General features: G+C 55.5%; 24 protein-coding genes. All 24 read right to left on the minus strand.

Annotation, left to right across the window (positions count from 1 at the left end; all coding sequences use genetic code 11):
- Positions 1-8: 8 nt before the first annotated feature.
- The 24 genes from gmk to VLM75_09735 all read right to left on the minus strand — a co-directional run bounded on the left by gmk (position 9) and on the right by VLM75_09735 (position 20,711).
- Positions 9-653, minus strand: coding sequence for a guanylate kinase (gmk, locus tag VLM75_09620; GenBank protein ID HSV97180.1), 645 nt, complete (start codon positions 651-653; stop codon positions 9-11).
- On the minus strand, positions 643-891 hold the full coding sequence (locus VLM75_09625; protein HSV97181.1) for a DUF370 domain-containing protein: 249 nt from the start codon (positions 889-891) through the stop codon (positions 643-645). Before VLM75_09625 ends, gmk begins: the two co-directional genes overlap by 11 nt.
- Positions 888-1,754, minus strand: coding sequence for a YicC/YloC family endoribonuclease (locus VLM75_09630; protein HSV97182.1), 867 nt, complete (start codon positions 1,752-1,754; stop codon positions 888-890). The genes VLM75_09625 and VLM75_09630 overlap by 4 nt, the downstream gene beginning before the upstream one ends.
- 7 nt (positions 1,755-1,761) lie before the next feature.
- Entirely contained in the window at positions 1,762-2,241 is a 480-nt protein-coding gene (locus tag VLM75_09635) for a chemotaxis protein CheD (GenBank protein ID HSV97183.1), read from the minus strand.
- Positions 2,231-3,091, minus strand: coding sequence for a protein-glutamate O-methyltransferase CheR (locus VLM75_09640; GenBank protein ID HSV97184.1), 861 nt, complete (start codon positions 3,089-3,091; stop codon positions 2,231-2,233). Before VLM75_09640 ends, VLM75_09635 begins: the two co-directional genes overlap by 11 nt.
- A gap of 68 nt (positions 3,092-3,159) precedes the next feature.
- Complete coding sequence (locus tag VLM75_09645; protein HSV97185.1) at positions 3,160-3,834, minus strand: hypothetical protein; 675 nt, start codon at positions 3,832-3,834, stop codon at positions 3,160-3,162.
- A gap of 159 nt (positions 3,835-3,993) precedes the next feature.
- Complete coding sequence (locus VLM75_09650) at positions 3,994-4,311, minus strand: hypothetical protein (protein HSV97186.1); 318 nt, start codon at positions 4,309-4,311, stop codon at positions 3,994-3,996.
- A gap of 24 nt (positions 4,312-4,335) precedes the next feature.
- Positions 4,336-6,318 (minus strand): FapA family protein, encoded by a 1,983-nt coding sequence (locus VLM75_09655; protein HSV97187.1) that lies wholly within the window; start codon positions 6,316-6,318, stop codon positions 4,336-4,338.
- Between the two features lie 6 nt (positions 6,319-6,324).
- The gene (whiG, locus tag VLM75_09660; GenBank protein HSV97188.1) at positions 6,325-7,125 is read right to left on the minus strand and encodes an RNA polymerase sigma factor WhiG; all 801 of its coding nucleotides are present in this window, start codon (positions 7,123-7,125) and stop codon (positions 6,325-6,327) included.
- Between the two features lie 22 nt (positions 7,126-7,147).
- Positions 7,148-7,684, minus strand: coding sequence for a hypothetical protein (locus tag VLM75_09665; protein HSV97189.1), 537 nt, complete (start codon positions 7,682-7,684; stop codon positions 7,148-7,150).
- A 70-nt stretch (positions 7,685-7,754) separates the two neighbouring features.
- Positions 7,755-8,621 carry a MinD/ParA family protein gene (locus VLM75_09670; protein HSV97190.1) on the minus strand — a complete coding sequence of 289 codons (867 nt, stop codon included), beginning with the start codon at positions 8,619-8,621 and terminating at the stop codon, positions 7,755-7,757.
- A gap of 13 nt (positions 8,622-8,634) precedes the next feature.
- Positions 8,635-9,975, minus strand: a complete 1,341-nt coding sequence (gene flhF, locus VLM75_09675) for a flagellar biosynthesis protein FlhF (protein HSV97191.1) — start codon at positions 9,973-9,975, stop codon at positions 8,635-8,637.
- Positions 9,976-10,005: 30 nt separating this feature from the next.
- Entirely contained in the window at positions 10,006-12,102 is a 2,097-nt protein-coding gene (flhA, locus tag VLM75_09680; protein HSV97192.1) for a flagellar biosynthesis protein FlhA, read from the minus strand.
- 19 nt (positions 12,103-12,121) lie between these two features.
- A complete protein-coding gene (flhB, locus tag VLM75_09685; GenBank protein ID HSV97193.1) occupies positions 12,122-13,321 on the minus strand; it encodes a flagellar biosynthesis protein FlhB in 1,200 nt (399 codons plus the stop codon).
- A gap of 19 nt (positions 13,322-13,340) precedes the next feature.
- The gene (gene fliR / locus VLM75_09690; GenBank protein HSV97194.1) at positions 13,341-14,120 is read right to left on the minus strand and encodes a flagellar biosynthetic protein FliR; all 780 of its coding nucleotides are present in this window, start codon (positions 14,118-14,120) and stop codon (positions 13,341-13,343) included.
- A 1-nt stretch (position 14,121) separates the two neighbouring features.
- Positions 14,122-14,394, minus strand: coding sequence for a flagellar biosynthesis protein FliQ (gene fliQ / locus VLM75_09695; protein HSV97195.1), 273 nt, complete (start codon positions 14,392-14,394; stop codon positions 14,122-14,124).
- A 24-nt stretch (positions 14,395-14,418) separates the two neighbouring features.
- Positions 14,419-15,186 (minus strand): flagellar type III secretion system pore protein FliP, encoded by a 768-nt coding sequence (gene fliP, locus VLM75_09700; GenBank protein ID HSV97196.1) that lies wholly within the window; start codon positions 15,184-15,186, stop codon positions 14,419-14,421.
- The gene (locus VLM75_09705; protein HSV97197.1) at positions 15,176-15,856 is read right to left on the minus strand and encodes a flagellar biosynthetic protein FliO; all 681 of its coding nucleotides are present in this window, start codon (positions 15,854-15,856) and stop codon (positions 15,176-15,178) included. Before VLM75_09705 ends, fliP begins: the two co-directional genes overlap by 11 nt.
- Before the next feature lie 245 nt (positions 15,857-16,101).
- Complete coding sequence (gene fliN / locus VLM75_09710) at positions 16,102-17,172, minus strand: flagellar motor switch protein FliN (GenBank protein ID HSV97198.1); 1,071 nt, start codon at positions 17,170-17,172, stop codon at positions 16,102-16,104.
- A gap of 27 nt (positions 17,173-17,199) precedes the next feature.
- Complete coding sequence (locus VLM75_09715; GenBank protein ID HSV97199.1) at positions 17,200-17,742, minus strand: flagellar basal body-associated FliL family protein; 543 nt, start codon at positions 17,740-17,742, stop codon at positions 17,200-17,202.
- Between the two features lie 170 nt (positions 17,743-17,912).
- Positions 17,913-18,698 carry an OmpA family protein gene (locus VLM75_09720; protein ID HSV97200.1) on the minus strand — a complete coding sequence of 262 codons (786 nt, stop codon included), beginning with the start codon at positions 18,696-18,698 and terminating at the stop codon, positions 17,913-17,915.
- Positions 18,698-19,477 carry a motility protein A gene (locus VLM75_09725; GenBank protein ID HSV97201.1) on the minus strand — a complete coding sequence of 260 codons (780 nt, stop codon included), beginning with the start codon at positions 19,475-19,477 and terminating at the stop codon, positions 18,698-18,700. The genes VLM75_09720 and VLM75_09725 overlap by 1 nt, the downstream gene beginning before the upstream one ends.
- 144 nt (positions 19,478-19,621) lie before the next feature.
- Positions 19,622-19,816: a flagellar FlbD family protein gene (locus tag VLM75_09730; protein HSV97202.1), complete on the minus strand. Its 195-nt coding sequence runs from the start codon at positions 19,814-19,816 to the stop codon at positions 19,622-19,624.
- 1 nt (position 19,817) lies between these two features.
- The gene (locus VLM75_09735) at positions 19,818-20,711 is read right to left on the minus strand and encodes a 6-hydroxymethylpterin diphosphokinase MptE-like protein (protein ID HSV97203.1); all 894 of its coding nucleotides are present in this window, start codon (positions 20,709-20,711) and stop codon (positions 19,818-19,820) included.
- Between the last annotated feature and the right edge of the window lie 34 nt (positions 20,712-20,745).

The raw sequence follows: 20,745 nt of genomic DNA on the forward strand, positions 1-20,745 counted from the left end.
TGTTTTCGTTAAATGCGATCAGTTTGTTCAGCGGAATTATCACTATCCGTCCCTCCGGGTCGTAAAAGTCTCGATTTAATTCTGTGCATCCTGCACGCCTCGGCGCCGACGATGTTGCGCACGCTTTCCACCGAGGCCTCCACTGTATCGTTGATTATTACGTAATCGTACAATACATAATCCTGCAACTCCTTTATTGCGTTACTCAGCCGCAGTTCGATCTGCTCGGTGGATTCGGTATCTCGTTTCACCAGCCGTTCCCGCAGCGAGTCCACGGAAGGTGGCGCGATGAAGATGAAGACGGCGTCGTCGATTCTGCCTTTAAGCTGACGGGCGCCCTGCACATCGACGTCGAATAGGGGGATTCTCCCGGTCGATTTTATCCTGTCAACCTCTTTTTTTGTGGTCCCATAGTAGTTTTGATGAACCTGCGCCCATTCGACAAATTCCCCCCTGCGCACCATTTCATGAAACTCCTCGATCCCGACGAAATTATAGCTTCGTGCTGACTTTTCGCCCTTCCGGGAAGGGCGGGTGGTCGTGGAGACTGAGAACTCGAAGCGATCGTCGACGGCGACCAGGCTTTTAATAATGGTGGTTTTCCCGGCTCCCGACGGCGCGGAAACCACGATCGAAAAACATTCACTCGGCATTGCTTGTCAGCCTTCCGGCAAGGGTTTCAGGCTGCATGGCGGAAAGTACGACATGGTTGGAGTCCATTACGATAATCGCCCGCGTCTTCCTGCCGTGCGTCGCGTCGATCAGGAGGCTGTTCCCCCTCGCCTCCTCCCGTATCCTCTTTCCCGACGCTGACTGGGGAGTAATAACCGCTATAACCCGTTCGGCGACCACGGCGTTTCCAAAGCCGATATTGATAAGGTTTGTCCTCATGCTATGTTCCTGCACTGCTCGCGGATTTTGTCGATGAAGTTTTTGATCTCCACCACCAGATGAGCTATCTCCGAGCTCGCCGACTTCGACGAAATCGTGTTGATCTCCCGGAACATCTCCTGGGCCAAAAAGTCGAGCTGCTTGCCCGTCTGCCCCTCGCCCGCGGCAAGCTGCCTGAATTTATCGACATGATCACGCAGGCGCTGCACCTCCTCGTTGATGTCCTGCTTGTCGGCCAGGATTGCCACCTCCGTGTAGAGGCGCGTGTCTTCGGGGCGCGTCTTCATGAGATGCTCGATACTCGCGCTGAGCTTTTCGTACAACGCCCTGGAAACATTCTTTGAAAGCTTTTCGACGCGGGCAATGGAGCGGGAAATCGCCGCGAGCGATTTCAACAGGTCCTTTCTGGTGGCATCCCCCTCGCGCAGACGCATTTTAATATGTTTTCCAACCGCAAGATCAATACCCGCGAAAATATCGGCCCGCGACTTTTCCGAGAGCGTTGAGCGTTCCTTCTGCACGACACCGTCCAGTGCGAGGAGGGCGTCGATGGAAAACCGCTCGTTTACGCCGAGTTCATCGGTTACCGCCCTGACCTCGCGGTAATATTTTCCGAGCAACTCCCTGTTTATCATGACGGGTCGCGATTCAAGCCAGTCATGGATGTCGATGGACAATTCGATCTTGCCCCTTGCGTATCGCTTTTTCAAGAGAAGCTCTATCTCGTATTCATCGTCTTTCATGAAACGCGGCAGGTTGAGATATGTCTCCACATACTTGGAGTTGACCGATTTTATCTCGACCGAAAAGGAAAACTGTTCGGTTGATTTTTCGACCATGGCATAACCGGTCATGCTTTCCATCGGTCCCTCACAGTGACTTCTCGGGCTTTCCGAGCGATTTTATTTTCAGACGGCCGTCCTCGGCGTAAAAATCGATGGTCCTGCCGTAGTCTCCGCCCACGTCTTCGGCGACGATGCGAATGCCGATCTCATCAAGGACCTCCCTGACCTTTTTAACGTTGTTTCTGCCTATTTCTCCCATTATGCTGTTTTCCGCCATCTTGAACATCGTTGAGCCACCCACGATCTTGGCGACCATTCTCGATTTTAACGCCCCCTTTTTCGCCATCTCCTCGACAAGCAGCGGAAGCGCCGAATCCGCGTATTTTCTATCATTGGAGTTGCGGTCGCTCTTGGAGGGAAGCATGATGTGCGAAAGGCCCGCCATCGACGCGCCCGGGTCGTACAGGCAAACCCCGACACACGATCCCAGAATGGTCCGCAGTATATCCGGACTCGAAGCCAGGCCGAGATCGGCGATTCCGACGTTAACCAGTTTAAAATTCATTTGCACGCTCCTTCGGAACATATACCGGGGAATCCAGAAGCTTCACATAAACGAAATCCTCGGAGATGGAGTGGAGGGTTTCCGAATGTCCGATGAAAAGATAACCGCTTTTTGAAAGTACGCCGGTGAAACCCGCGACCAGCCGCCGCTGGTATTCGCGGTCGAAGTATATCATGACGTTTCGACAGAAAATGATGTCGAGGTCCCGGGGGTACGGGTTTTTAAAAAGATTTAGATAATGAAAGGTAACGAGCTTTCTGGCCCGCTCCTTGACGGTAAAAAGCTCCGGGTATTGCCGGTCCTGAGTGAAATGTTTTTCGAGGATTACCGGCGCGACCTTTTCGATCCTCCTGCCGGAGTACTCGCCTTTCCGGGCGAAATCGAGCACCGATGGTGCAATGTCGGTGGCTATGATCTCGACCTCCCATCCTGGGAAAAGGTGCATGATTTCGAGAACACAGATGGCTATCGTATACGGCTCCTCGCCGGTCGAGCACCCGGCGCTCCATATTCGCAGCTTTTTATTCGCCTTTTTTTTTGCAATATCCGGAAGACAGTGCTGAATCAGGGCATCGAACTGCCGTTCGTTTCGGAAGAAATACGTTTCGTTTGTGGAAACGACATCGATAAGCTGCTCCAGCTCCTTTGCCTTGTCCGGCAGGCGCTGTATATGGTCGTAATAATCGGAAAACGATTCGAGGTTGAGCGCCTGGAGCCGTTTCCTCAGGCGGTTGGAAAGCAGAGTGATTTTTGTGTCTTTTAAAAATATACCGCTCTCCGCGTAAATGAGCTTCGCGAAACGGTGAAACTCATCCTCGTTGAGGCGCTTGATGTTACCGAAATCTATCATGGCATTCCCTTCTATAATCGGTAAAGAAAGCGTCAATGAAAAAAGCGCGAGATACGGTAAGGGCCGCGTTATTGTTTTCCTTGTAAATTCAGCACGAGCCGTATTTCCCCCGCGGGGATGCCCGAGCCGCGGGATATCAGCTCTATCGGACACCCCTTACCATGGAGGTCCGAAATAAGGGCGTATTTATCGTCCGATTCGCCGAAAAGACCGGCGATATCGGATTCGCTTAATTTGCTTTCATGCTTCCCGGTTTCCGGCGCCGGCGAAACCCTCAACTCCGAAAAATCCTTTTGTATGGAGCTCGATTTTTCCATTCCGACCCTATGGTCGTTATCGCGCGGCAGACCCCTCGACACGACCGGGGCCGCCTCATCTTTTTTCGAAAGACGCTCGAGCAGGAAAAGCGCGCCCCGTCCCGCTATCATGCGGATAAGGCCAAACGCCCCGTGCGCAAGCCGCGCCAGATTGTTCGAGAGGTTTTTCGCGGCGCTCTCGACCGGATCGCCCGGCGTCTGCTGCGATACGGTCCGAACATTTTCGGCTGGTCCGATGTCCTTATCGGGTATTCCCGGCGGAATTCCGTCAGTCGCAGACACTGCTTCGCGGTCACTCACGCTCAGGTCGAGGTTTTTAATTGCGCCGGACTGCTGCATGAGGCGTTTCATCGCCGTAATGCGGTTTTCGAGGAGCGAGATGTTCCTCTCGGCGGTCTCGTTAAAGTCCTTAATTATGGCATCCATTTCGCGCCGCAGCCTTTTTTCCCGGAACTCGGAAGCCGAACGTTCAAGCTTCAGACTGATCACAAGGTAAAAAAGGGCCCACAGGATCACGTTGACAATCAAAATAAATAGAAACTGCATAGTCTTCCCTTTGTTGTTTCGCGCTCGTGTCGCGCAGTGCTATTTTTTTACGTCGATGATTCGCCCGATCTTTTCGTCCGGCTGCGGGGCGCGCTCTTCTTCCTTTTGCGTGTCCTCTTCCCCGCGCCCCTCTTTCGAGCCACCGCGGGAATGCCGCTTTTCTTCGCGCATGATGGTGTTCTTCTCGGCCTTTTTGTTTTCCTCGAGCCTGGCCTTGGCGAGCCTCGACTTTTCGATCGATTCCTTATCAAGCAAATGCTGCTGCTCAACGACCGCCTCGGTCTTCGCCTGCGCGTTGCGAGCCACCTCGTGCATCTGGGCGATGTTGGTCTGCATGTCAATAGGTTTGATCGACATGGCCTTTTCCTGTACGCGTGATTTTTACCTCCTCCTCCGGAGCATCGTCATTTTGCCGATACCCTCGCCCATATCGGGCTTTTCGTATTCGGAAAGACGGATCTCTCCACCTTCCATGGTAAACTTGACATAGTTGTACGGGTCCTTGACCGGATAACGGCGGTCCTTTATATAAATCTCCACTCCCGGGAAAACAGTCTGTTCAGCGCACACCTTGCCTTTCTGTTCGAGCATCCCCAGGTATGCCTTGAGTTCCTCCAGCTCAAGGTTCACCTCGGCGTTCCGGGTCTCAAGCTTCTGCTTCTGCTGGGTGACCTTCTGAAGCAGCTCCTCCTTCTCCTGCGACAGGCGGCCTCCGGAATTGTTTTTCAGTACGGTAAGGGTCGTAAGGTCCTTGCGGATTTTTTCGATCTCGTCCCCCCCCTGCTGTTTGAGGGCCTCGAGGTCGGAGACCTGCTGCAGCACCTTCGGATTGATCCCGACCCGAACCTCGGTGCGGGTAAAGGAATCCGAACCGATGATGCGGGCATTCACCTCTTCCCCGGCCCGGATAACACCACCCACAATGCGAGCCCTCCTCCCGTGGCAGAGGATACGGCTTCCGGCATCAGCTCTCGAATGGAGAATGCCTTCGGATACGATGATGTCCTTTTCGGCAAAGCAATTTGCCGATTGGACAAAATTGGCGAAGATGGAACCGCCGGTGGATTCGATTTTGGCCTCTTCACGCCCCATAATCCCCTGGCGAATGATAATATCTCCCTCGGCCTCAAGAAATGCCTTCTGGACCGATCCCTTGACCTCAATATTGCCGGCCGCCTTGACGATGAAATTGTCCTGGACGCTCCCGCCCACTACCACCGACCCCAGAAAAACGATATTGCCGGTTTCGAATGAAACATCTCCTTTTACGAAGAAAACCGGCTCCACTATGATCTTGCCGGCCTGGAAGACGACCTGGCCGTTGATCTCGGCGGTGAGCTCCATGCCGTCCTCCGAGAGGATCGTCCCCTTGCCGTACCGCATCGGATGGTCCTTGCCCGAACGGGCCGGCAGCACCCTGTTGGTAACCGTGCGGCCGGGTATGCCCTCCTGCGCGGGGATCTTGACCGCGAGCACCTGGCCGACAACCACATTTTCAAGGATATCCAGGTTCTTGAAATCCACCTGGCCGCGCTCGTCCTCGGCGAGGTTGATGCTCGTTTTATCTATCTTGACCTTATAATCGACCGAGGCGTCCTTCCCGTGGCGGGGAGGCTGTCCCTCCGCGGCCAGAAGCGGGTGCGCGTATTCCATCTTGTCAAGGTATTGGCCGATACGCTCTTCGTTTATTCCCACCACCACGCCGGCCCGCTTGAGGGAATCGACGACATCCTCGGGCTCCATGTGTCTGCCGAAAAAACGCGGCGGCACGAAGTGCACGAACGCCTTCATTTCGTCTTCGGTTATCTCGACCGACATGCTGCCGTCGTACTCGGCATTTGGCATCCATTCGCCGATTTTTACGCGTTTGCCCGAGGACTTGCCGACCTCTTTTTCCACCTTCTTCATGTCGGCATTGCTGATACGCATGGCGAAGAGTCTGTTGTTGACATCGCTCAGGCTCGCCGGCTGTCCTCCGCCGCTGGGCGGATTTACTATCAGATAAATACCGGATCTGGTCACGCGCACTTTATAGGTGCCGTCGGCATATTTCACGACATCGCGGATTGAGAGGTCGGAGGGTGATGCCTTCGAAAGCTTGCGTTCTATTTCATCAAAATCGCTGTACGCGTCGCGTGTTTTTGATGCCCTTACAAGAACGCGATAGGGCTGGCGCCCCATTCCCATAAAGCCGCGCGTACCCTTCTGGAGGATGTCGTAATCGAGAGCCGAAACTTCGAGCTTGAGCGCGCCGGAAGCGATTTCAAGGGCCTGGCGCACCGAGTCCGCCAGCACTTCGACCTCCTCGTCGGAGGACCCGTCCTCGTCCTCTATTTCCCTCAGCAGTTCCTTCAGCGTGCTCATCAGTCCTCAACCGACAATATTCGACTTGATGCGTCCGAGCCGCCCGCGCAGGCGCATGATCGCTTTGGTATGGAGCTGGGACACCCGGCTCTCGGTGACATCGAGAACGTCGCCGATCTCCTTGAGCGTGAGGTCCTCGTAGTAATAGAGCACTATCACTTTCTTCTCCTTTTCGGGAAGCTTCTTGATCGCATCAATAATATAGTCCCGTATCTCCTCTTTTTCAATCAATACGTCGGGGTTCATGCTCTCGGGAGCCTCGAGCGTCTCCAGGATCGAGAGTTCGTCGCTGTCATCGCCCAGATACCAGATGTCGTTAAGGGAAAGCATCGACGTTCCCGAGAGCTTGTTGAGCAGTGACTGGAACTCATCCATGCCTATTCCAAGCTCGTGGGCTATCTCCTCGTCCTCGACGGTTCGTCCAAGCTTGTTTTCAAGGTCCGAGATCGCCTGTTCAATCTGTTTGGCCTTCTGCCGGATGGAGCGGGGGATCCAGTCGATGGAGCGCAGCTCGTCGAATATCGCGCCGCGGACGCGCGTCATGGCATACGTCTTGAACTTGATTCCCCTGTTGGGGTCGAACTTGTTGATCGCATCGATAAGACCGAAAATACCGTACGATACCAGGTCGTCAAACTCTATACTCTGGGGCATGCCCATGGATATCTTTCCGGCAACGTATTTGACCAGCGGCGCGTATTTGATAACGAAGTAGTCCCGGAGGTCCTGGCCCCTGGTCTTGGCGAACTGCTTCCAGAGATCATCTTCGTTTATGGCGTCTAATTCCTTTATTTTTTTAGTGTTCATACAAAGTCCTTTTACCGGAATTTTACTCCTTATCCCGTGCAATCATGGTTCGTATCGCGTCGGCCATTATCTTCGGTTCATACCTGATGTTCTTTCGCTCGAAGAAGTGCTTTCCGAGCTTACCCTGTTCCGGCTTGGCCGAACTGTATGCGACGAAATCGCTTTCCTGCAAGGGCACGAACGCGTCCGTCCGCGCGGGCTCCCCCCAGGCCGCCGCATTCGCCTCGTTGCCGCTGTCAGGAGCGGCCTCTTCGGCCGAAGCTCCATCGGCCGGAATTCGCCGATCCTCGCCCGGAAGCTCCTTCAGTCCCTCGTCGCTAACCTGGCGGCCTGACATGGCTTTTAACATCTCATAGACCTCGGGGACGTATTTGCGAAATACATATATCGCAATATAGCCCAGAGCGGCAAAAACGAGCATAAGGACAAGCGACCTTCCCAGGATATGGCCCGCGCCGTTCCCGGCCACTATTCCCGCAGTCACCGAGAGAACCAGCGCCACAATTCCGAAAAGCGCCCCCGACCGGTATTCAAGCTGTATGTCGCCCATGTTCACCATAAATGGCCTTCTGAAAACACCGTCCAAATTATTTAATAGAAGCTGTCAGCGCAAATCAAGCTCTTTTTGGCTAATCGGCCTCCAGCGACTCCTGTTTGAAGAGCTGTTTGAAGAATCCGGCGATTCCGGAGCCTTTTGATTCCCCGATTTCGCGGTTCGCTATCCGGTCGGCGATAATAAAGATACAGCTTGACGCCTTTGATTTCGGATAGGTTACCATAAAGGGCTTCTGGTTCCGTATCGATTTCTGCACGTATATATCGTCGAAGATGAATCCCAGATTTTCCACCTTGATGTTGAGAAACTGCCCGGCGATATTGATCACCCGTTCCGCGACCTTCCTGCCCTCCGACACCGTCTGCACCCTGTTGACGACGAGACGGACCGGCTTGTCGGGCGCCTGCGAGGCGATCGATTTGATGATGCCGTAAGCGTCGGTAATGGCGGTCGGTTCAGGCGTGGTGATGACGATCACCTCGTCGGACGCGCTCACGAAGCTGAGCACGTTCTGCGAGATACCAGCGCCCGTGTCGACGATCATATAGTCGTCTTCGCCGAGGTCTGAAACGGCATCAATGAAATCCTGCCGCTGCTTTGCCTCGAGGTTCGCAAGCTGGTGGAAGCCGGACGCCCCGGCAATGATCTTGAAGCCCTCGGGCACCTCTATAACGATGTCCTTGAGCTTCTTTTTTCCCTTTATCACATGGTAGAGGTTGTACTTCGGAATGATGCCGAGTATCACGTTGACATTCGCGAGTCCAAGGTCGGCATCGAGAAGCGTCACCCTGGAACCGTCGCGGGCAAGCGCGATGGAGAGCGCCACGGCGAAACTCGTCTTCCCCACCCCTCCCTTGCCGCTCGTGATGGCGATAGTCCGCGTTTTCCGAACACCGTCGCTTTCAAGAACCAGCCGGCGTAAATTTGTAGCCTGATCCACGGCACGCCTCCCGTTACTGGTTTATGCTTCCGATCATCATGTTAACGAGCTTTTCGGGGTCCGCGATGTCGATATCGTTGGGAACCTCCTGGCCGGTTGTGTAGTACGCGATTGGTTTTTTATATTTGTCGGCCAGGTCGAGAACGTTTCCGATGAAGGCGGTCTCGTCGACCTTGGTCACTATTACACTGGTAAAATTCACTTTGTCAAACGATTTAAAGACGCTCGCAAGGTCGTGTTTCTTGGTGTTTGCGCTAACGCACAGGACCTTCTCGAAATCGTATTCGATCGTATCGGCATAGCTCTTGATTTCAGAAATTTTGAGGTCGTTCTTGTGGCTTCGCCCCGAGGTGTCCACCATTATGATCTCGGCCTTCTCGTGTTCGATTATTTCCTTGAACGCCTTCTGGTCGTTGACCACGTGCACGGGAATCTTCATGATCTCGGCGTACTTTTTCAACTGCTCGGTCGCCGCGATACGGTAATTATCGATCGTAATAAAGGCGACCCGGCAACCCTCGCGCAACGCGAATATCGCACCCAGTTTCGCCATTGTCGTGGTCTTTCCCACTCCCGTCGGCCCGATGAACATCAGCACTTTTTTCCTGCTCCCCTTTTTGAAGGGACCGCTGGTAACGATCCTGCTCTTCAACAGCTCGCGCAGCGTCTTTTCTATCTTGGAGCGGTCGTTGAGGTCGTCATGACTGACCGAGTTCCTCACCTCGCCGATGATGTTTTTGCACTCGTCCCTGCCGAAATCGTTGCTTTCAAGCAGATCCATGAACGGTCGCATAATCGATTCCTCTTCATGTAAGACGGCGCTTCTTTTCCCGCCTCCGTCCCCTTTCGCCTCCATCATCCTGTTAAGCGACTCCTTGAGCTCATGGAATTCCTTTTCGAGTTTTCGAAGAGACGATAGCTCTCTTTGCTCGATTTCGACCGTTTCGGCCGTTTCGGCCGCGATTGCGGGCCTCGTCGCCTCAGGAATGGCGCGGGCCGCGGCGAGCACCTTCTCGAAGCGTGCGGCGGACAGGTCGGGAGAGCGCGGCGACTCGACGGGTTCGACGGGCGACTGCACAACCGTCTCCATGCGCACACCCTTTTTCAGAATATCGTTGTCCCCCACCGTAAAGTCGATCGTACTCCTGGGCGAGGCCTTGGTCCTGGCCGCGGATTTTCGTTCCGGTATCGCGGCGGTGAGCTCCACCAGTTCCCTGGCAAGGAACTTCGAGTTGAACAGTCCGCCCTCTTTGACGTACTTGTGGCTGATCGGAATGGCGTCGTCGCCATGCTCCATCTTCAACTTCATCATCGCCTCGTTGTAGGTCTTGGCCTTTATCTTCACATACCTCATCTCGACTCTCCTTCTATCTTTTCTCGTTCATCAGGCCACGCTCGACATCGCGGCCGATGAAATAACGTTAATTTTCACGCTCGGAACTATCTCGTTATACGAAAGAACTATCGGGTCCGGGACCTCGCGCTGCAGCAGGCTGAACGTGACGCTGCGTATGTGCGGCGACACCAGAAAAACCGGCACATACCCCGTGCTTCGGGCCTTCACATACGAGTCCGTGAACGACTTGATAACGCTTCCGTGCGTGTCCGGGTCCAGCCCCAGGACCCGCCCCTCTATCGGGTCGTCGTGAATCGATGAACGCAGAATGTTCTCTATCTCCGGATCAACGGTGATCACCGACATAGTGTTTGTTTTGTCGGCGTATTCCTTGCATATCTGGCGGGAGAGCGCCACCCGCACGTATTCAGTCAGGATTCCCGTATCCTTGCTGAACTCCGCGTAGCTTGCGAGCGTCTCGAGGATGGTGATCATGTTGCGAATGGAGACGTGCTCGCGCAGAAGATTCTGCAGCACCTTCTGTATGTCGCCCAGCGACATCTTTCTCTCGGAAACCAGTTCGTTTATCACGGCGGGGTAGTCGTTCTTGATGTTATCGACGAGCTGCTGGACCTCCTGTCGCCCGAGTATCTCGTCGGCATGGCGCTTGATGATTTCGGTAAGGTGGGTGGCAATGATCGTCGGACAGTCGACCACGGTGTAACCGCGCTGCTCGGCCGTGCCGCGTACTTCCGGGTCTACCCATATCGCCTTCAGGCTGAAAACCGGTTCGGTGAACTCCGATCCTTCAATCTTATCCGTCACCTCGCCGGAATCCATCGCCATGAGCCTCCCCACCTGGAGGAGCCCGCCGCCGACCTCGACGCCCTTGATGAGGATCGAATAAGAGCTTGATTCAAGTTCCATATTGTCACGAATACGAATGGGCGGAACGATGAGCCCCATCTCGAGCGCGCTTCTGCGCCGTATGTTGGTGATGCGGTCCAGGAGCGTGCCCCCCTGTTCGGGGTCGACCAGGGGTATGAGACTGTAACCGATTTCCACCTCGAGCGGATCGACCTGTATCAGCGATATCACCGATTCCGGCTTGTGCTCCTTCAACGCCGCCTGTTTCTCATCCACCCGCGCCTTCTCGAACTGTTCTTCGCGGGTCTGGTTGAGCACGTATCCAAGGGCGCCGAGCCCTGCGGCGAGCAGGAGAACAGAGAACTTCGGGAACCCGGGGATGAGCGCGGACAGGGCCAGCGCGCCGGCGGTGATCATGAGCGCCCGGGGCTGCTGGCTGAGCTGTTTCGCCAGGTCATCGCCGAGGTTCTCATCGGAGACCGCGCGCGTAACGATGATACCGGTGGCGGTGGTGATGAGCAACGATGGGATCTGTGCGACCAGTCCGTCGCCGATGGAAAGCAGGGTGTACGTTCGCAGCGCCACGTCGAATGGCTCACCGCGCATCACCATGCCGATTATGAATCCTCCGATGATGTTGATGAGGATGATGACGATGCCGACCTTCACATCGCCCTGGACGAACTTCGAGGCTCCATCCATGGCGCCGTAGAAGTCGGCCTCTTTACGGATCTCGCCCCGGCGCTTGCGGGCCTCTTCCTCGGTGATAACGCCGTTGGAGAGATCCGAATCGATACTCATCTGTTTGCCCGGCATAGCGTCGAGGGTAAACCTGGCGGCGACTTCCGCGGTCCGCGTCGCGCCCTTGGTGATGACGATGAACTGCACGGCGGTGAGGATGATGAAGATGAGCACCCCGACGACGTAATTGCCCCCGACAACGAACTCACCGAAGGTACGGATAATCTTGCTATCGAAGGCCGCCCCCTGCAACAGGATGAGCCGCGTTGACGACACGTTGAGCGCAAGACGAAACACGGTTGTCACGAGCAACAACGAAGGAAACACCGAGAAATCGAACGAGCGCGGCACGAACATCACCACGAGCAGAGTGAGTATCCCCAGCATGATGCTTATGGATAACAGGAAGTCCAGAAGAAACGTGGGGATGGGGATGATAAGCATGGAGACAACGGCGATAACCCCGATCCCCATCAGGATATCGGTCTTATTCATCCAGCCCAGGTTATCGCCCAATCCTCGTGTTCCGTCCGCCATTATATCCTGCCTCGTTCTCTCAAATAGCCTGCTGGTATCCGCGTTTTCGGTACAACTCGGCATAGACCAGGGTTACCGCGTAAAAAAGGTCCCCGGGAATGATGTCTCCCACCTCGAGGCGCCTGTGGAGCTCCTGCGCGAGCGGCCTGTTTTCAACCAGCATCACCTCGTTCTCGCGGGCGATCTGCCGTATGCGCAGTGCCATGCTGTCCACACCTTTCGCGACCACCATCGGCGCGGTCATTACGTCATTATCGTATTTCAGCGCGACCGCGAAGTGCGTCGGATTGGTCACCACGACGTCGGCCTTGGGAACCTCGCGGATCATGTTTTTCATTACGATCTCCCGCTGCATTTCGCGCAGACGCGCACGGAGGTATGGGTCCCCCATCGTCTCCTTCATCTCCTCCTTCATCTCCTGCTTCGTCATCTTGAGGGAGTCGATGAACTCCCGTTTCTGGAAAATGTAGTCGGGGATCGAAAGGAGCAGCATGATCGCCGCCGCCCACAGGATGATTTTGAGCGCCAGTATACCGATTATCTGAAGCGCCATCGCGATGGAAACGTCCGGGGTTTTCAGTATTTCATCGTAATCGCTGGCAATAATCAGGCACGTGACACCGCCGATGACCACAACCTTGAACAACGACTTGAAGAGGTTCATCGCCACCTGCTTGGAGAAGAATATCTTGCGCAGCACGGTGGCCGGATCGAACTTCAGCTTCGACGGATCGAATTTAAGGGGATGGGTCGACACCTGGAAACCGACCTGCACCACGTCCCCCAGGAAGGCGGCGATGCTCACTCCGATGAACAACGGAATCAGGATCTTCGCGGACTCGACCGACACATGGTACAGCTCGATAAGAATGCTCCTCTCGGTAAGCGAGAAGCGCGAGAACGACGACATGTAATACTTCGTCATCGCCACCATCGAATCGTAAATCCAGGAAGCGAAGAAAAAAATGATCAGGAAACCGAATATTACGACCACCGCCTGCGGCAGTTCCTGGGTTTTGGCGACCTGCCCCTTCTCGCGCGCTTCGCGGAGCTTCTTGTCGGTGGGATCCTCGGTCCGCCCCTCGTCCTCGGAGGCGAAACGCTGCAGGTCGAAGCGGAAACCCCTTGGCGCGGGCACATCCTCCACGATATTAAAAGTCCTGATGTTCAACTCGTTCAGCATCGACCCGCCATCATCCACCGTTGATTTGACCCGCACCAAACCCGCGCCGCAAAGCTCACGCGGGCCAGTATACGAGCACCTTGTATATAAACTGGAAAGTCCGGTCCAGCGACACCGACATCACCCTCACGATAAGCGGGGTAATCGCGAGCATCACCCCGAACGCAACCATGATCTTCAGCGGAAAGCCAAGCATCATGATGTTCATCTGGGGCGCCACCTTCGAGAGCACCCCCATGCTGATCGATAGCAGAAAGATCGTCGCGACCACCGGAATCGCGATCTTGAGCGCCACTACGAACATGCCGCTGAAGACATAGGCGACATGCTTCGCGAGCGTCCCCGTCGCCCCCGTATCGAGCGTGAGAAGCGGCGCGAGCTCGAACGATCGATAAATCGCCTTGATGAGAAAATGGTGTCCTCCGATCGAAAGAAACACGAGCATCCCGATAAGGTTCTTAAGCTGTCCGACCAGCGGTATCGACACCTGTGCGAGCGGGTCGAATACCTCATTTATACCGAAACCGATCTGCACCGAAAAAAATTCGCCCGAGAGCTGAAACGCCGCGACGATCACCGCAACCAGGAAGCCTATGTAAATCCCGATCCCGACCTCTTTCAACACCAGGAGGGCATAGAGCCCCATGTTTCCCGTAAGAGCATAACCCTTCTGGGCCACCACGGGAAAAATAACGATCGTGACCAGAAACGCGAAAAGCGCCTTTATCCTAAACGGGATCACCCCACTTGAGTAAAATGGGGCAATGACCATCATCGAACTCATCCTCATCATGATGAGCAGGAAAACCTGGAAGTGATAGGCGAAGTATTCCATCCTATCCCGCACCGATCTTCGATATCATGAGAAAGATGTTTTTTGTATAGTTCACCATCGTATGGATTATCCAGGCCGCCATTAATATAAACGTTACGAAGATCGCCACGATCTTCGGGACGAAGGTGAGCGTCTGCTCCTGGATCGAGGTGGTGGTCTGAAAAATCGAAATCACCAGGCCCACGAGCATGCCGACCCCCAGAAGCGGCGCAGAGACGATCATGATCGTCATGAGCGCCTCGCGCAACAGTTTGATTACCATAACGTCAGTCAAATTAAATCTCCGTAACGGAAGTCATCAGCCGAACGATTTCACGAGCTCGTGAATAAGGAGATTCCACCCGTCTACGAGTATAAAAAGCACGAGCTTGAACGGCAGCGAGATCATCACCGGCGGCAGCATTATCATACCCATGGCCATGAGGACGCTCGCCACCAGCATGTCGATCACGATGAAAGGTATAAAAATATACACGCCTATCTCGAAGGCCCTCTTGAGCTCGCTAATCATGAACGCCGGAACCAGACAGTACGTGGGGACGTCCTTCTCGCTTTTCGGCCGCTCGAGCTTTGCGAGCTCTATAAAGAGCGCTATGTCCTTTTTACGGGTCTGCTTGAACATGAACTTGCGCAGCGGCTCCATCGCCTGTTCGTAAAACTTCTCGTTCGAAATCTTGCCCTGCAGGTAGGGCTGCAGGGCCTTCTCGTTGATTTCGGTAAACGTCGGGGCCATGATGAAGAACGTGAGGAAGATGGAAAGGCCCACGATCACCTGGGTCGGCGGCATCTGCTGGAGCGAGAGCGCCCGCTTCACGAAGTCAAGGACGATCACGACGCGGGTAAATGACGTCATCATCATCGCGATCGCCGGCGCGAGGGTGAGGATTGTGAGAAGGAAGAGCATCTGGAGCGACAGTGCCACTTCCTTGGGATTGGCGGCCTCGCGGATGTCGAAGGTTATGCGCGGTATCGGCATGCGCACGCCCCCCGCCTCCTGGGCGAACAGGACGGCCGGAACCAGTATAAAAACTGCGGCGAGCAGTGCGGTGGAGACTTTATTCCTCATCGTTCATACCGTTGAGCTTCTTTAGTCGTTCGCGCTGACGGACGATGTAATCTATCCTGTCGGACCGGCCCTCATCGGTGCGGGCGGAAAAGTGACCGCGCTCCCGCGAGGACGGCATCGTTTTTTTTATTATTTTTCCGAGCTGGGTTGTCAGGAATTCATGGAACCCCCCCGGCTGCGCGGAGGGACTTTTTGTCGAAATAAGACGAATGCGGTCCACTTCGTCCTTTTCCTTTATCTCCATGATAAGGTTAATGCTGCTATCGGTTACACCCAGCACCAGCACCCTGCCCGCCAGATCCACCACCTGGAGGAATTTATTCGGCCCCATCGGTGAAACAAGGAGCGTCTGCACGCCGGCGCCCCCGGGAAGCTGTATCCCCGCGCGCCGGGTGACAAACCTAAAGAAGTAATAAAACCCGCCGACGAGCATGCCGATCACAATGAGCGTCTTGATGATGGTCCAGGCGTAGGACTCCTCCTCCACGGTAGGTTCTTCATAGCGGTAGAGGTCCTCGGCGCCCGCCTCGGGCGCATCCTTCGCTTTCTTTTCCCCGGACGCGGCGCCATTATCGGCAACCTGCTCCCCGGGGACCCCCTTTTCCGAATCGGCCTGATTTTTCTCGCGCTCGACGGCCTTGTCGACCTTGTCGTTCCGGGCGGACTTCATATCCTCGGCTGCCGCCACCCTGGCACGCTCGCGCGCGGCCTCTGCGCCATATATGGGACATAATCCAGTCACCACACAAAAAATAATAAGGCACGCCGCGGCTGCAACCGCTCCCAGCGGCCTGTCCGGTATACCTGCTTTTCCGTTTCGTCTCATTATGTCTCTTTAATGTCCGTACTTTCTTCCCATAAATAAAACACCGTACGCGACCCCCGACAACCCGAGATCCAACGCACGAACCAGCTTTACTGTATCTTGTTCAGCCGCTCAGCCGGGCTGACGATATCCGTTACACGGACACCGAAGTTTTCATCGATAACCACAACCTCGCCCTTCGCGATGAGCTTGCCGTTTACCAGAAGGTCCACCGGCTCGCCGGCGAGCTTGTCGAGCTCTATAATGGAACCCTCCCCCAGACCCAGGATGTCCTTCACCAGCTGGCGGGTCCTCCCGAGCTCCACGGTCAGCGTCATCGGGACATCGAGCAGAAGCCCTATGTTTCCACTCACTCCGGAGGGAAGTCCTTCGCCCAGCGGCGGAAACTTGACCGGGCTTATGCCGACCTGCGGCATCTGCTGTTGGCCCATACCCATCTGCTGCTGGGCCGCATACTGCTGCTGGGCCGGCGCCGCTTCTGCGGCTCCGCCGCGCGCCAGGTCGGAGGCCATGGGAGCTTCCATTATATGATAAAACTTGGAGTTTAGAATTCCCTCAATGCTTATATTGTAGGTGATCTTCGCCAGTTCTCCGCCGGGCGGAAGCCTCAGGTCGGCCGCTCCGGCCGCAACGGAAAGCGCCGGCGGCATTGTGTTGATCGGACGTCCCATCCTGTCGGCGAACTGATTGGCCGACGAGGATAAAAGCTGGCTGACGAACTCCTGAATGGTGCTCTGGTGCGCTTCGGTGAGTTCAGCGGGAGGGGTTCCCGATTCATCGCCCATCATCAGCGAGGAGATCACGCCGGCATCGTTCGAACTGAACAGGATCAGGTTCCTGCCATTGAGGCTCCCCGAGTATCCCATGGCCACCTGCACATACTGCCGGCCGAAATCGGCGCGCACGGCGTCGGGCGCCTTCAGCTCGACGGTGGCGTTGGTGATTTTAATGTTCTTCCCCAGATAGGCCGAAAGTGACGGCGCCGCAACGGCCATGGCGCGGTTGAGCGCATCGGCCAGGGAATCGCGATCGACGGGCGAGAGGGAGCCCGCTCCCATCGACATGTCCGCTGCCAAACCGGCCCCGGGCGATGAGAGCATATCATCCGCCCCCTGCAACAGGGCATCAATTTCATCCTGCGATAACGAACCGTCACCCATGGTTTCCTCCTGAAAGATCCGGGGACATCAATTGACCACTATCTCCTTAAAATACACTTCTTTGATCTTGCCGGCGATCAATATCACGTTGACATGCGCCTTTATCTCCTCCGAAAGATTGATGATCTCCTCGACGGAGTCCATCTCCTCATACGACTTGGAGCGAAGGATGATATTGATGATGTGCTGGAACTGCACCGTCCGCTGCACCAGCTCCTGATTGATTTTCGGATTGCTGTCATAGCCGAGCGAGACCGTTATCTTCGCGAAATGGGGTTCCGGGTCCCTGGTCGTCGTCGAGAACGCGGGCAGGTCAAAGTGCGCGAGCGGGGCCGGCGGCGGCGCCACCACGATATCCTGCTCCCTTTCGTACTTCTTTTCCTGCACGTACTTGGTCACCAGATAGGATATGCCGATCATCAGGAAGACCAGTAGTATCGCCCCTACCACGTAGAGGAGTATCTTGACGATCCTGGAAACGTCGGCCCGGGAGCCGGCGGCGGCCTCTTCCGATCGGCCACCCTCTTCCTCTTCTATCTCGTCGACACCTACCCTTTCGTTGTCCCCCATATCCTCTCCCTGCTGCGTCCGCTGTCGGCGTGCGGAAGCGTTCCCTCCCCGGCGCGGCGGAGGAGCTCAATTAATTTCATGAATAAATTCGCGCATTTTGTTGACACGATATCATATTAATTCAAAAATGTCAATTAATTTATAATTATGTCTCCAGGCTTTCATGCCGCCTACCGCCATTCCTCGCCGGGCAGCGGCCGCTGGATATCCCTGTGTTTGCTTTCTTCCACGGCCTTCTCTTTCAGAATCACGATCTCGACGCGCCGGTTGAACCCGCGCCCTTCCGGGGTGTTGTTGTCGTCTATCGGACGATACTGCCCGAAGGCCACCGCGGAAATCTGGCGCGGATTGAGCTTCTCCTCTTCGGTGAGATACCTGAGCACATTGACGCTGCGGGCCGAGGAAAGCTCCCAGTTGGTCTCGAATCCCTGGCGCACGCCCGCCGGCGGAATGGCCCTGTCGTCCGTGTGGCCCTCGATCCTCACGAAATTGCTGATGGACCGTATGATGCCGCCCACCTTGCGAAGCACGGGCTTAATATCGTCCCGCAGCCGCGCGCTTCCGGTGTCGAAATACGAATCGCCGGTAAGGGTGATGACAAGCCCGCGCTCATCCTCCCTGATCCGCACCTGCTTGGACTGGATCTCAGGCTTAAATACCTCCTCGGCCTTCCGGAGCGCCCTGGAGAGCTGTTTGGCCCGCTCGGTGGCGGGAAGCGCCATCATGTTATGGCCCAGCTCCATGAGGCGCCCCTTGGACATCGACGCCCCGCCTTCCATAAGCCCGAGCGCCCCGCGGAAGGAGGTGATCGTCATCTGCATCTCCTCCTGGCTCACCGTGGTGACGTCGCCCATCATAATAATGAAAAAGGTCATCATGAGCGTGTTCATGTCCGACATGGTGACCATCCAGCCGGGCGTGCTTCGCCGCCCGGCCTTTTTCATCTGCTTCGCCATTACTCGCCGACCTCCTGCGAGATCGCCTCGCGCTCAGCCGGCGGCAGGAAGGATACCAGTTTGTCCTTCACGATGCGTGGATTGTCCCCGGACTGTATCGAGAGCACTCCTTCTATCATGATCGACTTCAGGAGCACCTCTTCGCCGGTGCGCAGATCGAGTTTCGTCGATATCGGCAGCGCTATGAGGTTCGCGAAAATGGCGCCATACAGTGTGGTGATAAGGGCGACCGCCATGTAGGGGCCGATCCTTGCCCTGTCCTCCAGGTTGACAAGCATGAGGATAAGGCCTATAAGGGTTCCGATCATACCGAATGCCGGTGCGTAATTACCCCATTCATCGAACATCCGCTTGTTGCTTTCGTGGCGAGTCATCATGTTTTCGAGCTCGGTTTCCATGATGCGCCGCACCAGCTCGGGGTCCGTGCCGTCCACCACCAGCTGTATCCCCTTTCGGAGGAACTCATCATCGAGCTCGTCGAGGTCGTCCTCCAGGGCCAGAAGCCCCTCGCGGCGCGCCTTTTCGGAAAATGACACCAGGGTGATGATGAGCTCCCCGGGATTGTACTTCTGGGTGAACAGGGCGATCTTGAAATAATCCCATATTTTAAGGAATTTCACCAGCGGAAACGATACAAGCATGGCGGCTATCGATCCACCGATGGTGATCATCACCGACGGCGGGTCCCAGAAGAGAAGCAGGCTCCCCCTGGCGAAAAGGATACCGAGAATCAGAAATACGAAACCGCTTATAAGACCTATAATGGTTGCTATGTCCATGCAGACACTCCGCTATGAGTCCAGATTGCACCTGCGCCAGAGAGACGCATCCTCTCTTGTTTATCGGCCTTTACGCCCAATTATTCAAGTATGCGAGCCGTCCGGGGCGAATTTATTTCGCAAACCCCGTTCATCCGTCGATGGTCATTCCCCGTCCTTGAAAAACAGCGAACGGTTGTAATCGCGTATCATTTTCAGAATATCATCGATTGGATCGGCGACCACGTACTTATGTTCGTTGGTAAGGGTGATGACCGTATCGGGCCGCGCCTCGACGAGCTCGATATGGTTGTGATTCAGGATGAATTCCTCTCCATTCAAACGGTGGACACGTATCATTTCACCTCCTCCGCCTTCTGTCGAGAAGTCTCAGGTGCTCCTCGAGACGGGCTTTCCGGACCGCCCTTTCCGAACAGCCCGGCTCACTGCTATCAATTATCGGCAGGCTCTGCCGGGGCAATAAGTCCTCAAGCCACATCTTCGCCGCGAGGAACTGGCCGTTGGTGAAATAAGCCCTGCCGTTTCTGTCGACCACATATTCGCGCGCGCGTCGGATGGCGGAGAATTCCAGGGTCTCGGGCGCGGCGAACCTGTCACAGGCCTCGATGTACCGCGCGTGGCGGAGTGTTCCTCGCAGATAGAAGGAGCGGTGAAATGCAAGATCATTCCCCGCCAGGGCGAGCGTGCCGATGGGACACCCCAGTGCGAGCGATACCGCCTGTGTGGTCACGATGCTCCCGGTGGCCACAAATCCCAGATCCTCGCCCGCCTCCCTCCAGAGCTCATCGTAGAGCTCGCCGCGCAGCATCCAGTTGTAAAAAGAAACATCGCCCCTCCAGGCCAGAAGCGTGCTGTGCGCCATGCAGCTGAAAGCCAGCAAATGCATGGAGGCGGTCTCGATTCCGTCGAAAAAACCGGCCGGAGTGGTTTCACAAGAGATGACGAAGCCGGGCCGGATTCCCCGTTTAACCAGGGGCCGAAGCGCCATGTCCGCGGCGATTATGACGAGCTCGCGCCTGTTCCCGTATTTTTTAAGCTCCCGGAGCTCGGTATCGAGGGAGGGGCCCGCGCCGATAACAACGACATGTTTGCCCGATAACAGCCCTACGACCCGCTTGAGGCCGCCGAAACGCCTGATATACGGCAGGTTCTTTCTCAGGTTTACGCGAAAGGCACGCTGCCGCTCCGTTGCTATGCCCTCGTTTATACCCTGGAACAGCTCGTCCCTATTCATTCACATCCTTAAAATAAATCACACTGTACAATAG

The sequence above is a fragment of the Spirochaetota bacterium genome (assembly GCA_035477215.1).
GTDB lineage: Bacteria > Spirochaetota > UBA4802 > UBA4802 > UBA5368 > MVZN01.

Coding starts and splice junctions, on each gene's coding strand:
- gmk (HSV97180.1), bottom strand. CDS start 653: ATGCCGAGTGAATGTTTTTCGATCGTGGTTTCCGCGCCGTCGGGAGCC.
- VLM75_09625 (HSV97181.1), bottom strand. CDS start 891: ATGAGGACAAACCTTATCAATATCGGCTTTGGAAACGCCGTGGTCGCC.
- VLM75_09630 (HSV97182.1), bottom strand. CDS start 1,754: ATGGAAAGCATGACCGGTTATGCCATGGTCGAAAAATCAACCGAACAG.
- VLM75_09635 (HSV97183.1), bottom strand. CDS start 2,241: ATGAATTTTAAACTGGTTAACGTCGGAATCGCCGATCTCGGCCTGGCT.
- VLM75_09640 (HSV97184.1), bottom strand. CDS start 3,091: ATGATAGATTTCGGTAACATCAAGCGCCTCAACGAGGATGAGTTTCAC.
- VLM75_09645 (HSV97185.1), bottom strand. CDS start 3,834: ATGGATGCCATAATTAAGGACTTTAACGAGACCGCCGAGAGGAACATC.
- VLM75_09650 (HSV97186.1), bottom strand. CDS start 4,311: ATGTCGATCAAACCTATTGACATGCAGACCAACATCGCCCAGATGCAC.
- VLM75_09655 (HSV97187.1), bottom strand. CDS start 6,318: ATGAGCACGCTGAAGGAACTGCTGAGGGAAATAGAGGACGAGGACGGG.
- whiG (HSV97188.1), bottom strand. CDS start 7,125: ATGAACACTAAAAAAATAAAGGAATTAGACGCCATAAACGAAGATGAT.
- VLM75_09665 (HSV97189.1), bottom strand. CDS start 7,684: ATGGTGAACATGGGCGACATACAGCTTGAATACCGGTCGGGGGCGCTT.
- flhF (HSV97191.1), bottom strand. CDS start 9,975: ATGAGGTATGTGAAGATAAAGGCCAAGACCTACAACGAGGCGATGATG.
- flhA (HSV97192.1), bottom strand. CDS start 12,102: ATGGCGGACGGAACACGAGGATTGGGCGATAACCTGGGCTGGATGAAT.
- fliR (HSV97194.1), bottom strand. CDS start 14,120: ATGGAATACTTCGCCTATCACTTCCAGGTTTTCCTGCTCATCATGATG.
- fliP (HSV97196.1), bottom strand. CDS start 15,186: ATGAGGAATAAAGTCTCCACCGCACTGCTCGCCGCAGTTTTTATACTG.
- VLM75_09705 (HSV97197.1), bottom strand. CDS start 15,856: ATGAAGTCCGCCCGGAACGACAAGGTCGACAAGGCCGTCGAGCGCGAG.
- fliN (HSV97198.1), bottom strand. CDS start 17,172: ATGGGTGACGGTTCGTTATCGCAGGATGAAATTGATGCCCTGTTGCAG.
- VLM75_09715 (HSV97199.1), bottom strand. CDS start 17,742: ATGGGGGACAACGAAAGGGTAGGTGTCGACGAGATAGAAGAGGAAGAG.
- VLM75_09720 (HSV97200.1), bottom strand. CDS start 18,698: ATGGCGAAGCAGATGAAAAAGGCCGGGCGGCGAAGCACGCCCGGCTGG.
- VLM75_09725 (HSV97201.1), bottom strand. CDS start 19,477: ATGGACATAGCAACCATTATAGGTCTTATAAGCGGTTTCGTATTTCTG.
- VLM75_09730 (HSV97202.1), bottom strand. CDS start 19,816: ATGATACGTGTCCACCGTTTGAATGGAGAGGAATTCATCCTGAATCAC.
- VLM75_09735 (HSV97203.1), bottom strand. CDS start 20,711: ATGAATAGGGACGAGCTGTTCCAGGGTATAAACGAGGGCATAGCAACG.